The 14,725-nt window shown below is 39.8% G+C and carries 12 protein-coding genes; 3 read left to right on the forward strand and 9 right to left on the reverse strand.

The genetic code is table 11. The features are described from left to right. Positions 1-23: 23 nt before the first annotated feature. The 8 genes from NOS7107_RS21935 to NOS7107_RS21965 form a co-directional block, all read right to left on the reverse strand. Positions 24-1,280 carry a restriction endonuclease subunit S gene (locus tag NOS7107_RS21935; RefSeq protein ID WP_015115136.1) on the reverse strand — a complete coding sequence of 419 codons (1,257 nt, stop codon included), beginning with the start codon at positions 1,278-1,280 and terminating at the stop codon, positions 24-26. Continuing rightward, positions 1,277-3,436 carry a class I SAM-dependent DNA methyltransferase gene (locus NOS7107_RS21940; RefSeq protein WP_015115137.1) on the reverse strand — a complete coding sequence of 720 codons (2,160 nt, stop codon included), beginning with the start codon at positions 3,434-3,436 and terminating at the stop codon, positions 1,277-1,279. The genes NOS7107_RS21935 and NOS7107_RS21940 overlap by 4 nt, the downstream gene beginning before the upstream one ends. A gap of 153 nt (positions 3,437-3,589) precedes the next feature. Next, on the reverse strand, positions 3,590-3,781 hold the full coding sequence (locus tag NOS7107_RS28745) for a hypothetical protein (protein ID WP_157374101.1): 192 nt from the start codon (positions 3,779-3,781) through the stop codon (positions 3,590-3,592). An 81-nt stretch (positions 3,782-3,862) separates the two neighbouring features. Further along, positions 3,863-5,044: an FtsW/RodA/SpoVE family cell cycle protein gene (locus tag NOS7107_RS21945; protein WP_015115138.1), complete on the reverse strand. Its 1,182-nt coding sequence runs from the start codon at positions 5,042-5,044 to the stop codon at positions 3,863-3,865. Between the two features lie 156 nt (positions 5,045-5,200). Further along, positions 5,201-6,166 (reverse strand): hypothetical protein, encoded by a 966-nt coding sequence (locus tag NOS7107_RS21950; RefSeq protein ID WP_015115139.1) that lies wholly within the window; start codon positions 6,164-6,166, stop codon positions 5,201-5,203. Positions 6,167-6,269: 103 nt separating this feature from the next. Further along, entirely contained in the window at positions 6,270-6,863 is a 594-nt protein-coding gene (locus NOS7107_RS21955; protein WP_015115140.1) for an FHA domain-containing protein, read from the reverse strand. Between the two features lie 3 nt (positions 6,864-6,866). Beyond that, positions 6,867-7,541 (reverse strand): hypothetical protein, encoded by a 675-nt coding sequence (locus tag NOS7107_RS21960; protein WP_015115141.1) that lies wholly within the window; start codon positions 7,539-7,541, stop codon positions 6,867-6,869. A gap of 96 nt (positions 7,542-7,637) precedes the next feature. Then, entirely contained in the window at positions 7,638-8,540 is a 903-nt protein-coding gene (locus NOS7107_RS21965) for a hypothetical protein (protein WP_015115142.1), read from the reverse strand. Positions 8,541-8,783: 243 nt separating this feature from the next. Between NOS7107_RS21965 and NOS7107_RS21970 the strand changes: the two genes are divergently transcribed. After that, entirely contained in the window at positions 8,784-9,980 is a 1,197-nt protein-coding gene (locus tag NOS7107_RS21970; RefSeq protein ID WP_015115143.1) for a glycosyltransferase family 4 protein, read from the forward strand. Here NOS7107_RS21970 and NOS7107_RS21975 read toward each other — a convergent pair. Next, complete coding sequence (locus tag NOS7107_RS21975) at positions 9,941-11,098, reverse strand: glycosyltransferase family 4 protein (protein WP_015115144.1); 1,158 nt, start codon at positions 11,096-11,098, stop codon at positions 9,941-9,943. The genes NOS7107_RS21970 and NOS7107_RS21975 overlap by 40 nt on opposite strands. A gap of 155 nt (positions 11,099-11,253) precedes the next feature. Between NOS7107_RS21975 and NOS7107_RS21980 the strand changes: the two genes are divergently transcribed. Next, positions 11,254-12,222, forward strand: coding sequence for a DUF1822 family protein (locus NOS7107_RS21980; protein WP_015115145.1), 969 nt, complete (start codon positions 11,254-11,256; stop codon positions 12,220-12,222). Positions 12,223-12,361: 139 nt separating this feature from the next. After that, positions 12,362-14,698, forward strand: coding sequence for a CHASE2 domain-containing protein (locus NOS7107_RS21985; protein WP_015115146.1), 2,337 nt, complete (start codon positions 12,362-12,364; stop codon positions 14,696-14,698). Positions 14,699-14,725: the final 27 nt, after the last annotated feature.

Raw genomic sequence — 14,725 nt, forward strand, 5'->3', positions numbered from 1 at the left:
AGGATATGATCGCTATTTGTTTTCTACACGGCGATGCTTCCGTTCATCAGGCGAGGAAGCAGTAAATCGCGGGCTTGCTTAAGTCTTTGAGTTTGAAGATAAAGATTTGTAATCTGTTTGTCTATCCATTTAGAAATATTTTCAAATTTATTAACTATTTCTCCAGACGGAACCAGCATTAACTGTTCTGAAAGTTGCTTTTTTGTTACCGACGCAAAAATGGCTCCACTTCCAATAATATCTTCTTGGAAAAAGTGAGTTTTCAACTGATAATACTGGAATGATTGATATCCATAACGATTTCGTATAGCAGATAAACCTCGTCCAATGATGATTTTATCAAGAGTAATATTTAAACGACCAACCGGCGCACGCACACTACAAAGAATATCTCCAGCCTCCGCTATTCTATTTAGTTGAGTGCAATATATTTCATGAGTAACAAAGCGATTACCAAAGTTTGAAACACCTTGATGGAAAGGAAGTCCTTGCTCAGAGGTATTATAAAATTCAGATGGTGGACTTTGCCCCATTATCAGTTCGCAAACTTCTTCAAGAGGTTGATAACTCCACCCCTCTGGAATGCCATCAACTAGCTTCACTGACTCGTAGCCAGGGAAGCGCGATCGCACAAACCATTCTTTGTAAAGCAGGTGGATGGACTCTTCCAGCAGTGCTATTCGGCGGTTGTTGTTGTCGATGAGGCGATCGTAACTTGAGAGGATTTCAGTAATACTTTGTTGTGTTGAAAGGGAAGGTAAAGCAATTTTTATTGACTTAAGAATGCCTAAATTAATCCCAGGAACAGCAGAACCAATTGCTCTACTGCGTATATGTTCAACTCCTTCTTTTGAGGAAAGGTAATAGAAAACAAACAAGTTATTAGCTAAATCCGGGTTGACTCGTAACTTTAGTTGTTTATTAGAGATAATATATTCTGGGTAAGGGCCATCTTGTGGAATCAAACCAACTTGACCAATAGTTCCCCAACAAGTAAATACAAGGTCGCCAGCTTTTACGTGTTGAGGTAAATACTTTTTTGCCCTCTCTTCTGATACAAAAGCAAAATCTTGAGCTACAAACTTTGTCAAGTTATTTTTAAGGTTATTTCCCCTAATAATAGGTACACCAGTCTCTGTAAAATACTTGCTGCTAATACTAGAACCAAAAGGCCCCGCTACGCAAGAATATTTTTCATCAGCCTTAATTTCATCAATTGAGTAGAGAGTCCATCCTTCTGGAACTAGCCTACTTCCTCCCAGTGGAAGCTCATTACTCATAACATTAACTCCTCAAAATTCGCCGCAATACTCGCCGCTAACTCCACCGCTTCCTCATTCAAACTCGCCAACTCTAAATGAATTTCCCGCATTCTCTCCTCAAAATCTTCCTTATCTTCCCCATCCAAAGCCGTCACACCCACATAACGCCCAGGTGTTAAACTACTATCCTGCTGGGTTATTTCATCCCGCGTTACCACTTTACACAACCCTGATACATCCACAAACACCGCTTCGGGAAAGCGAGATTGTAACCAAGTAACTTGTGCTTTCACATACAGCGTAGACTTAATAGCAAAAATAGCTTCATCTCGCACTATATCCAGTGCATCACGTTGTTTTTTAACTTCCTTCCCATCCCAAACATCCTGTTTCCGCGCTTCTAATTTTTTCTCCGCCAGTTCCACAGCGCGAGTACCGACTTTATGCACTTCGTTGATGTGCTTTTGCAGAGTTTTCAATTGGGGAATAAATTCTGCAAACCTTGCTGCACATTCTTTTTGCGCTTCATTACTAGAAAGTGACTCAGCTTGAGTTGCAAACCATGCAAGATGCACTTGTAACTCACTAATTAAACCAACTCTTACCGCAGTAAATTCTAGAATCCCCGCTTCCAACTCAGACAAAGTAGCGCGGAAAGTCTCTATATTTTGATTAGCGATATCTTCAGCGACTAATCCCTCAACTTCCGGTAAATCCTTCAATAAAGGAAGCGAAGCCCCAAGAGTATCACTAAAAGTCTGCAACATCTGCGTCAACTTAACTAACGGTGACTCTAGCTGTATCAACGCACCTTCAATAGTCGTCGCTTCTTGGTGCGTCTTATTTAAATATTCCCCCACCAACCCTAAATAACGTTCCTGCTGACCGCGATACAACCAAGCGATCGCCGTGATATTCTGGAGTTGTTCTTCACTAAAATCGCGGATTTTGCGCGTCACTACTCGGTAAACATTCCGCGCATCAATCATCAATACTTTGTCTTGGCGTTGTGCTGGTTTTCCCTTGTCAAAAAACCACAAAGTACAAGGTAGCGATTTTGTGTAAAAAAAGTTCGTCCCAATCGAGATAATCATATCCACCGCTTGAGTGGCGATTAACTCCTCTCGAATCTCCTTTTCCCCATGTCCCGCATCCGATGCCGAACTCGCCATTACAAACCCGGCTCTACCTCGCTCATTTAAATAACTGTAAAAATACTGTATCCAGAGGTAATTTGCATTGCTTACCGCTTTAGTTTTAGCAGCAATTCCCGGTATCTTTTTTTCAGTAAACAGCCGGGGGTCAGTCTTCACCTTCTCTGGACTCACACCATCGACATTAAACGGTGGGTTAGACATGACAAAATCACATTGACCCAGCAACTCTTCCCAGCGATCATAAAAAGTATTACCCTGGCGAATTATCCCTTCTAACCCGTGAACCGCTAAATTCATTCGCGCCAAACGGGTGTTAGTATCCGATTTTTCCTGTCCGTAAAAGGTAATCTTTGCAGCTGCATCCTCACCGCGATTTTCCACAAAATGTCCCGTCTGCACAAACATACCCGCACTACCGCAAGCAGGGTCTAAGACATTTCCCCGGTCAGGTTCAATCATATTTACAATGGTGCGTACCAAAGAAGGCGGTGTAAAAAATTCGCCTCCTTCCTGTGCGCCACTCATAGCAAACTTATTCAGAAAATACTCATAAATTCGCCCAAACACATCACCCGTGGCTTTCCGTAACTCCTCCCGGTCAAAAATTCGCACCAAGTTATACAGTAAATCCTGCTCAAAACTGGTGTACTCCTTCGGTAACACCCCCTGCAACATCTGAGTTTCATCTTCAATAGCTTTCATCGCTGCATTGATCGCCTTGCCAATATCTGCATTTTCTGCCAAATTCAAGATGCGATCGTATTGAGCCTCTTCTGGTAAGAAAATCGCTGACTTGCCTTTAAAGTCATCTTTGGTAATTGGGCGTTTTTTTCCACCCCGCGAGGATAAACCCTTTTCAATCTCCACTTGTACAGCATTGAAGCGATTTGTCGCATGGCGAAGAAAAATTAGCCCCAGTACGGGCATACTGTATTCATTGGCATTGAGTTTTGAGTTAGCGCGGAGTTGGTCTGCGGCTTCCCACAGGGAAGATTCAAGTTGACTGATATTGAGCATAGTTTGTGAGCGATTAGGCGAAATTATGACTGTCTACTTCGCCTAAAATTAGGAGTATACATATTGGCTATTGTGGCAACTAAGGAATCTGTTATCCTTTTGCCTAGCCCAGACAAATATACTTAGCACGTTTTATCCCTTAATAGGAATTTTTTAACCTAAAATAACGTCCCAAAGACAATCAGCAAAACACCAAGATATAGCAACAGGCTTGATTAATCTCAAATGTCCAAAAGCATTGATTGAGCTTCCTATCAACTTTCCTGATGTAGCAAAGATACCCACATTTTTATATGGCGATCGCTTGCGTTGGATGTCTGCTGAAAGCGATACTGACTGGGGCATTGTCAATAAGTGAGTGCGATCGCACTCACTCTGAGATATTGAATGAATAATATAATGATGGCGAATTTTGGTCAGTTCACCTCACCTGTTATGTAACTTTCGCCGCGACGGATTTCTGCGTAAAGGTACTACTTCCGCTTCGTTACTTTCCCTGGCTACCCGAATTAGCAATGCAGCAGCAACTAAACTGGCAATCATGGAATTACCACCGTAACTAAACATTGGTAAAGGTAAGCCTGTCGTTGGCAAAGCGCCTGTAGCAACAGCAATATGTAATAAAGATTGTCCAATCATGACAATTGTCACACCGATCGCCACTAATCGATTAGTTGGGTTTTTAGCTTTCAGTGCCACAATTAATCCTAAAGTGGTAAACACTGCTAACATCAGCAGGAGGGCGACACCGCCCACAAAACCAAACTCTTCAGCGAAGACGGCGAAAATAAAGTCGGTATCTTGAATGGGTAAGAAAAACTGTTTTTGCTGAGAAAAGCCATAGCCAGCGCCCCAAGTTTGTCCAGAACCGACAGCTAATAAACTTTGAACTAATTGGTAGCCGTCGCCTGTCGCATCTGCCCAAGGATTGAGAAAGGACATCACCCGTTTGCGCTGATATTCTTTGATGCTAATACTGAGTAAAGCTAATAATACTCCGCCGATCGCTGTTCCACCTAAGTATTTATAAGGTAATCCAGCAGCTAAAGCAATTAGCCAAATCGTCATCCCGCAAAGTGCAGTTGTACTTAAGTTAGGCTGGGCAAGAATTCCTAAGAGTACCAAACAAAAAATCCCTATCCAAGTCAAGCGAACTCGCCAAGGTATTTGTTCCCATTGTCCAAAGAGTCTGGCGCTTTGTAGCACTAAAAAGGGTTTAATTAATTCGGAAGGTTGAATGGGAATGGGGCCGATGGCTATCCAACGTGCTGCATCAAAAGCTTTTTTACCCAACCCTGGAACGAGGGTAACGAAAATTAACAGTAAAAATACTCCTAAAAACCAATGGGATACCCGCAAAATTTTGCGTAACGGCAGATTCACAATAAAGTTAAAGATAACTAGGGAAACTAACACCCAGATAATCTGACGTTTGAAGTAATATAATCCGTCACCGTGACGCGCGTCGGCAACTGGGTAAGATGCGGAGTACAGCACAATTAACCCAAAAAATAGCCAAATCAAGGTTAACCAGCGGAGTAGTCGCGCCTCTACAGCCCAGCTAGTAACGGAATTATCAAAAATGGGAATCAGTCGAGTTAGATTCACGATTTAGTACAGGTAATGCTTAAAATTTCCGGTATAAACTCTTAAAGAAGAATTCAGAATTTGAAACTCGCCAATAATTGTAGTCTGCTAAGGTTGGGATTTAGCATTGTGTTTCACCATTTATTTGCGAATGCCTAGAGAATTTATACTTATAACTCAAATGAGATGCACTGCGTTTGTTGCACCGTTAATATAACTTGGTACAGACAAATTGTGATCTAGAAGTTTTCTGACGGTAATTATCGCTTCTTCTATATTGTTGACGGTGTAAGCTTTTTTGGCGCGTTTTGCTTGGCGATCGTATAAGCGCTCAAAAGCAAACGCTACCAACGGTACACCTAAAGCAGCACATTCGTAAACTGTGTTGTATCCTCCACCCCCAACGACAACATCAGCAGCAGCTAGACATTCCATTCCTGGATGATGACTTATCCATAAAGCGTCGGGAATATCTGCGGGACAATTTGCCGCTAAAATTCTCACTGCACACTCTGGGAAATTTTGCTGTAAGTGCAAGGTGAGTTGAGTAAACAAAGACAACTCTGATGCTTTCCCGGCTGCACAAACAAGAATGGTTTTGATATCTGGGTCAACTTTCAGGATATGCGATCGCACACTAATTTTATCCGGTAATTCCCCAGCGTTACGAATCAACCAAGGTGCTGTGTGCCGTACATTCGGTAAGTTAGCTAAAGGTAAGTCTTCTCCATCACCGGGAACAATGACTGTATCGTAATGCTCGGCGACAAAATACTGCAAATTTTTGGCAGTTACATATTCTGGGTTAATATCTCGATGAATTAAAATCCGGGGTATGGGTTGCAACTGGGGTAAGATATCTGCCAATTCACCACCCAAACCTCTCGGAAAAGTATCAATAATTAAGCGATCGTAGCGAGTTTTGAGGATAATTTCGCGTACTTGCTGACAAGTTGCGGAAACACCAGCTTTATCAGGAATCCAATGGACTGTGCAACCTTCGTTATTGATTTGTAATGCGTAGGGACTGTTAGTAATAATTCTAACTTTTCTTTCTTTGGCTGCAATTCTCCCCAAGGACAAAGCACGATTTAGATGTCCCCAACCACCCCCAAGGGCATAAATTAACCAAGTGTTAGTCAAGTTTAAAGTGTGAAGTATGAAGTATGAAATTATCCCAGCCGTTATCGTGATGGGGGATGTTCTAAACAATTCTTAACTTTCTGCTTCATGGTTCTGTATCTGCTTAACTTGCTCCCATATTAGTTTCAAAATCACTATCTCTTTCGTTTTCTAAACTTATGGCATCAGCTTCGGTAAAGTCTACATTACCTGTTTCGGGGTTGTAGGAATAGTTATCGCGGTCATGATAATAACTACTACCCCAATAACGATAACTACCATATTCGGGATAATAAGCATAATCATCATCATAAAACGCATTACAGTCAGGGCAGTTTGTGTTGTCATTGCGTCCACAACGGCGTTTAAATAAAAAGCCTATCATGCGATCGCATTCCCAGGTGGGACTGACACAGCTGACGACTATTTCACAATTGCCAATTTGAATGCGATCGCCATTTTGCAAAATACCATTAGTTAACTGCACACCATTAATTTTGAGAGTGTTATTTATACTTTGATTAATAATTATTAACTCTTGATTTTGCCAATCAATGAAAGCATGGTAATCTGCTATTAAGTCATCTGCAATGACAATTACGGAAACACTTTGTTGTGGCATTGTAGAAAATTGTCTGCCAATAGCTACTGGTGTTTCTAAGAATTGTTCTGTGCGATTGCCTGTATTTGGATCTCTCCAAGTTAACTGTATTTTCAAAGTCTATTGTCCTCCTGTTAAATTTACAGCATAAGCCAAAGCTGCCTGCTGTTCGCGGTTGAGAACATCAAAACCAAAGCAAGCAAATGCAATAGGTGCAATACTTGATTTTGTATAGAAAACTGTTTTTCCTGATGAATTTTTTAAAGTAGTTTTACCTTCTTTAACTTTTACTTGATAAACTAGCTGGTTATTAGGTTTTAAGATTTTCAACTCATTATCACCAGACTTAATCTGATAAACTACCTTTTTACCAGTATCTTCTAAATTGTAAGCATCGTTATTTTGCTTTCTCAGAATATATAAATCTTGATTTTGTGCTGCATTTTCCAACTTCCAGTAACCTTTTTCTGTCACTACATAACCTAAAGTTTTCTCAGCAGAATTTTTGAATTTAACTTTACCTGATTTATCAGCTTTGATCCTGATTAATTCTTGTTCTTTACCATCAACTAATTTTGCTCCATCTGCTTGCTGTTTGAGAGAAAATAAATCTGTACCTCCCTCCGTTTTAAACTTAATTTTCTCACTGCGAGTTGCTATATTAGTTGTATTTTCAGCAACAGCAGAAGGAGTAACCACTGGATTTGGTACACTAGCTTTATTTGTGCTGCTACATCCTAAAAGAGTAGTCATCAATAAAACTAAGATAGAAATTTTTAAAGCTGTATTCTTCATTTGTTTATTTTAACTTTCTGCATCAGTTTCAGCGAAATTGACCTGTTAGTAAAGGTCTGTTAATTCTTCAATGGCAGACTTAAAAATTTTATCTACCTACTTAGACAAGGATTTAGCTAAATTTAATACTTGATAAAGACTTAAAAACATTGCTGTAACTGTTTGATAAATTTCTTCTTGATTATCAGCTACATTAGGCGCAATTCTCACAGCAAGCTGCATAGATTTATCTGTTAATCTTAAGTTTCGTAGATTAGATAATTTTGGTAATTTTAATGCACCATCAACTTCAGATTGCAGAATTTTTATCGCTCCATAGCGACGCTGAGAATAGATAAGAGTTAAGTGAATATCTAATCCTACAGACTTAATTTTTGATTTGTATTTATTTTTTCCACTACTTCCACGCTTCCATCCGTACTGTTTTTTAGATAGAGACGTTGCAGATAATTCAAAGCGAGTTTTATCTAAAAATAATCCTTCAATCCTAATCCATTCATGTTGGTAATTATCTATCTTCCATCCAGCTTTATGAGGATGTGGTGTTGTAGTTGTTTTATATTCATTTTTATGAATTGGTTGAAAAGACAAATTTAACTGAACATCAGTTTTTGCATCCATATCTCTAGACAGCATTGGCAAAATTCTTTGTGCTGCTTGATAGCGATAATTTATGACATTAATTCTGCCAAATTTTGCCCTAGTTACCAATGCCATAATAAAAGCGATCGCCAACCCAAAAATTGCTACAATCAATAAAAGAGCCAGACCTCCCAATAATTGGGTATTATTCACGGTGATAGAGGCAATAATTATCAACCCAATTGCAATAACTATTCCTAAAAAATAATATAATGCCTTTTTGCCATATTCTTTTTGTTTTAGTTCTGCTAGACGATCAATTTCTGCAATCTCTTGCAAGTCAGCTATTATTTGAGTAACTGAGGCTTGCGCTGTATAAGTCAATTTTTTTCGGAATTGTTTTAAATCAACAGGCATATTATTATCACCCCATCCAACTTTAATTAAATTTTGTTAAAAATCATAAAATATAAAATAATTTCAATATTTTGAAATATATTTTAATAAAATCCAATTTGGAATTTACTGTGAGTATAATCAATCATCAAAATATAGCAATTATATCTGATGTATTCAGTGTTTGTCAGGTGGGTATTGATTACTATATTCTAGGCTAGTTGAGAGTTGGACTAAAAATGCCCACCTGCTATCTATATATTTATGAATCAATCAAAAATAGCATATATCTCCTTTGATACTGTGCCAGCACCAAAGGGAGCCGCAATTCATATTACAGCTTTTTCTAGAGCATTGGCAGCAGCCTTTGATGGCATTCAGTTAGTAACGGTTTCTCCAACATTAGAATGTATAAATGAACAAGAAATTTATCCGCAAGTGATACAAACAACGTTATCAGCTTGCGGCGATAATTTGATTCAGCGAATTTTGTATTTTCGTCATTTGTTAAGTGTATGGTTACAAAATAAGCAATTTGAAGTAATACATATTCGTTCAATTTATGAAGGATTTATGATTGCCCAACACAAACAAAAATATTGCAATCAGTTAATTTTTGAAGTTAATGGTTTACCTTCTATAGAGTTAAAATATCGTTATCCAAATGTTGTTGATGATCGAGAGCTTTTACATAAGTTATATACTCAAGAGCAAATTTGTTTAGCAGCCGCAGATTTAATTATCACACCTAGCAGTGTGACTTCTCAATATTTACAAAATCGTGGTGTACCAGTTAATAAAATTCGTGTGATTCCTAATGGCGTAGATTTAGATGTATTTACCTACTATGAAAGCATAGGAAAATCTAACAATAATTTCCTACAACTTATATACTTTGGTACACTTTCACCGTGGCAAGGTGTAAATTTAGCAATTGAAGCGTTAGCTTTACTCAATCGGGATATTCCAGCTAATTTAACTATAATTGGACAAGCCAGAAATGACCAAATCAAAATTATCAAACAACTGGCTGTCAAATTAGGAATTGGAGATAAACTCAAGATATTAGAACCAATATCACAGCAAGAATTAGTTAAATATATTCACACTGCTGATGTAATTTTGGCACCTTTAACACCCAACGATCGCAACTTAGTTCAAGGTTGCTGTCCCCTAAAAATTTTAGAAGGGATGGCGACAGGAACACCTGTAATTGCTAGTGATTTATCAGTAGTCAGAGAACTAGGCGAAGATGGCGTACATTTTTTGTTAGTTAAACCAAGTTCAGCCAAAGCTATTAAAGATGCAGTGTTGCGGTTGCAAAGTGAACCAGAATTAGCAACTCAACTAGCTGCAAATGCTAGAAATAGAATAGAAAAACATTACACTTGGAAGCGTGCAGGTGAAGCTTTAATTGCAGCTTATACAGAATTAGGCATCAAAAGTTCAATCACAGTTTGAAGTCGCTGCTGTTCTTGAGCGATAGAATATTCTGTGAGAATGCGATCGCGTGCAGCTTGAGTAAGTTGAGATTTCATTGTGCTGGGCATTGCCAAACATTCTAAGACAGCTTCACCTAACTTATGCAGTTGCGATCGCGGCAGGATAAAACCACTCTCACCATGTATAATCACTTCAGGAATACCCCCCGCATCACTAGCAATACAGCAACAACCACAAGCCATTGCTTCTAATAGTGCATTTGGCATTCCTTCCCACAGTGAAGGCTGGAGATACACACCACACAGATTTAAATGTGCTGCAACGGCTTGGGTATCAGGTAAATGTCCCGTAATAATAATCCGTTGGGCATTTTCTGGTTGCTGCGTAGCATAAAATTGCAACACAGATTCCTGATTAACCCGCACTTCACCGATAATCAATAAACAAGCAGAACGCTGATTTCTTACTGTTGTCAAAGCATTCAACAAGAACTGCTGTCCTTTCTTTTCCCGTAATTCTCCACAAAACCCTAGTACTACTTCCTCTGGCGCAATTCCTAAAGATTCCCGGCTAATTTCACCTATTACAGGGGTAAAAATTTCTGTGTCTACCGCGTTTTTCACTACCAATACATCATCTCTACCACTCAATAACCTAATTTTGCCAGCCATCTCAGCACTCACCGCCGTAATTACTTGAGTGTGTTGTAGTGTCCATTGCAGGCGGGAAAAATCTCCGGGGGGAAACATTTCCTTATCAATATCATTACCACGGGCGCTGACAGTGCTGGCTATTCCTTGCATTCCCGCGAACCAAGTAGCCAAAAAACCGCTAGGAAACAAATAATGTCCCCACACTGCATCATACTGATAACAAGAATGCAACCATTCCAGTACATTTAAAGTATGGGGCATAGTCATATTCCAGTGACGGTATAGCCCGATACGATAAACACGCGACTTTGCATTTACAGTTTCCGGTGGTAAAACTTCCCCTGGTTGTAGATAACGACTCCATGTCACCACATCAACTTCTACACCCAACTGACAAAGTGTAGTTACTAGCCGTGTCGCACTCCGCGCCAACCCCCCCAAATCTGGGGTAAATCTTTCTGTAATGAAAAGCAACCGTTTCATAAAAACTCCGCGTATCTTCTGCGTTTCAATAGTCCAAATCTCTGAAAGCACAAAAACGTACAGAAATTTCTTTTGTTTTGTGATTTTGTGGCATAAATTTATTGAATGTGGGCGATAGATACTACAACACCGTCCTGAACACTAGGTAAGAAATTATGCTTCAAACCACCCATAGAGTAGATGATTTAGGTATCAAATTGCCCATTACTCAAGCAGCTTTTAGAATTGCCCAACAATTCGCCAATCAACAACCTCACCCCACCAAAGCAGAACAAGTGCGATTGAATACATTAGCTATATGGGTGGTAAATGACTATTTACAAATGATGGAAATTCCCACCAACCTCAGTGTTGGCGATAGTTGGAACCCGATAATGCAGTTATGTTCTAACGTAGCCGACCTAGAAATAGCCTCAATTGGTCGTCTGGAGTGTCGCCCGATGAAATTGGCCGAACAAGTATGTTCCATTCCCCCGGAAACTTGGGAAGACCGCATAGGTTATGTCGTAGTGCAAATAGATGAATCACTGCAAGAAGCAAATTTATTAGGTTTTATTCAGAGTGTAAATAATGAATTTCTACCTCTGCATCAACTACAACCTCTAGAAAAATTAATTGACCGTATTGCACAGTTGAAAACCTCTCCAGTCCAAACCCTAGTAAATTTAAGTCAATGGTTAGTCGGTCAAGTGGATGCGGCCTGGCAAACAGTGGAATCCTTACGAGAATTGTTAGAATCTAGACCTAATTATGCTTTTCGTGGTAGTATAACTACGGAAGAATCATCAATTCATCAGCACCCAGCACCCACCAAACGGGCAAAACTGATTGATTTGGGTATCCAAATAGCTAATCAACCCTTGATGCTAATTGTGGAAATAAGCCCAGAACCAGAGATGAAAACTAGTATTCGTTTGCAATTGCACCCAACAAGGAATCAAGTATATTTACCAGAAGGAGTCAAACTCACGGTATTGGATGAGTCAGGCGAAATCTTTTTGGAAGCCCAAGCCAGAAGTGCAGATAATTACATTCAATTGCAATTTCGGGGTGAAATCCAAGAAAAATTTAGTGTGGCAATATCTTTAAATGATATGAGTATTCAAGAACACTTTATGATTTGAAAAAGTAGGAGGTAGTGGTTCGACTTCACCCACCAAACAGGCAAAAGACAAGAATCAAAAGCCTTGATGTCTGACTCTGGTGTGATCTATAAAGTCCATCCAAGATTCACAATCTCAAATCTAAAATTTTTTGTCGGTCATGGCTAAGTTAGTGGTTTTGAAATTCGGAGATGCTAGTTTCAACCAAGGGTTTGCTGTTACACTTCAGATTGGTGAAGAAAGCGATCGCCCAACAACAGAAATCACTGGTAGATTACCACCATGCCCAGAAATGCCGCTTTACTACACCCGCTGGCAATCAAGTTATCGTCAAATCGGTAATACTCATCGCTTAGATGCGGAGAAAATTCAAGTCACAAATGTTTCCATCACCCAAAGTTGTCAAGATTTAGCACACGTTTTACAGGCACGTTTTAATACTTGGTTACGCACCGAAGAGTTTCGCCCTTTAAGAGAAAAATGGTTAGAGAAACTACTACCAACAGATGAAGTAAGAGTAATTTTACAAACAGATAATAGTCAATTGCAGAGATTACCCTGGCATCTGTGGGAATTACTCGATCGCTATCCCAAAGCAGAAATTGCGATCGCCTCACATACCTATGAACACATCCTTCAGCCCCTTACCCACAAATCAAAAGTCAAAATTTTAGCCATTGTTGGTGATAGTCAAGGAATTGACACTCAAGCTGATTTAGCCATTTTGCAACAATGCCAGAATGCTGATATCACCTTTTTAGTAGAACCACAACGTCAACCATTAACCGATCATCTCTGGGGAGAAAATTGGGATATTTTATTTTTTGCTGGACACAGTTCCAGTCAGGAAAATGATATCACTGGGCGGATTTATTTAAACAAAACTGATAGCCTCAGTATGAGCGAGTTAAGATATGCCCTCAAGCAAGCCATTGAACGCGGTTTGCATCTGGCAATTTTTAACTCCTGTGATGGTTTGGGACTCGCACGAGAATTAGCCGATCTCCAGATTCCCCAAATGGTAATTATGCGCGAACCTGTGCCCGACCAGGTAGCCCAAGAATTTTTAAAATATTTTTTAACTAGTTATGCTGAGGGAGAAACTTTATATCAAGCAGTCCGTCAAGCACGGGAACGCTTACAAGGCTTAGAAGATAAATTTCCCTGTGCAACATGGCTACCAGTAATTTGTCAAAATCTGGCCCAGATACCCCTGACTTGGCAAGAACTCACGCCTCCCCTTACCCCAGTCGCTGAGATTTTACCGACACATCCCAAATTGAAATGGAAATTAGGTTTATTTTCGAGTTTGGTGATGACTGGGGTAATTTTGGGACTGCGGTTTTTGGGAGTTCTCCAAGGTGCAGAACTCCAAGCATTTGATCAAATGATGCGATCGCGTCCAGACGAAGGCCCTGATCAGCGACTATTAATTGTGACAATTGACGATGCTGATTTAGTTCACCAACGCCGTAACGGTGAAGTTTTGAAAGGAACTTCTCTGTCTGATAAATCACTCAATGCCTTACTGATAAAATTACAAGAATACAAACCACGAGCGATCGGTTTAGATATTTATCGTGATTTTTCTGCCGAACTGCCAGACTTGGCTAAAAGGCTGCAAAAAACTGATAATTTGATAGGTGTGTGTAAAGGTAGTGATTCAACAGTCATGACCAAAGGCATTGAACCACCACCAGAAATTCCCAAAGAACGGCAAGGATTCAGCGACTTTCTTCACGATACTGATGGAGTTGTGCGTCGTCATCTGATGTTCTTCACCCCAGAAACAGCATCTTTATGTTCTGCTGACTATGCTTTTAGTACACAATTAGCCTTTCGCTATCTTTTACCCTTGGGAATTACACCAAAATTTACCCCCCAAGGGAATTTACAGTTAGGTAAGACTGTTTTTCCTCGACTATCATCTCGCAGTGGCGGTTATCAAGGTATTGATGCCAATAGTGGGCAAACCTTACTCAACTACCGCGCTTCTCAGAAGATTGCAGAAACAGTCACACTCACCCAAATTTTATCTAGTCCGATGAACCCCAATGCCATCAAAGACCGGATTATTTTGATTGGGGTGACAGCTAGAGGTGATTTTCCTGACTATTGGGCGACACCATTCGGTAGCAGATTAGCATTGCAAATGCCAGGAGTCATGGTACAAGCACAAATGATCAGCCAGATTATTAGTGCCGTTTTGAATAAACGACCTTTGCTGACAGTTTGGCCGTTTGGGTGGGAAATATTGTGGATTTGGGGTTGGTCTGTGGTGGGAGGATTGTTAGTTTGGCGATGGCGGCGGCTACCCTTGTTGGCATTAGCATTGGGAATTACTTCTGGCATACTTTATTTACTGTGTCTTAGTCTATTAATCTGCGGTATATGGGTGCCTTTTGTCCCCTCAGCTTTCTTACTAATAGGGACAGCAAGTGCAATTTCTATCCAAAACTGCACATCAGACTTTTGGCAAAAATTGAACCATAAATAATTAATTGTCAGAAACATCAGTTTAAGC

Source organism: Nostoc sp. PCC 7107, from assembly GCF_000316625.1.
Classification (GTDB): domain Bacteria; phylum Cyanobacteriota; class Cyanobacteriia; order Cyanobacteriales; family Nostocaceae; genus Nostoc_B.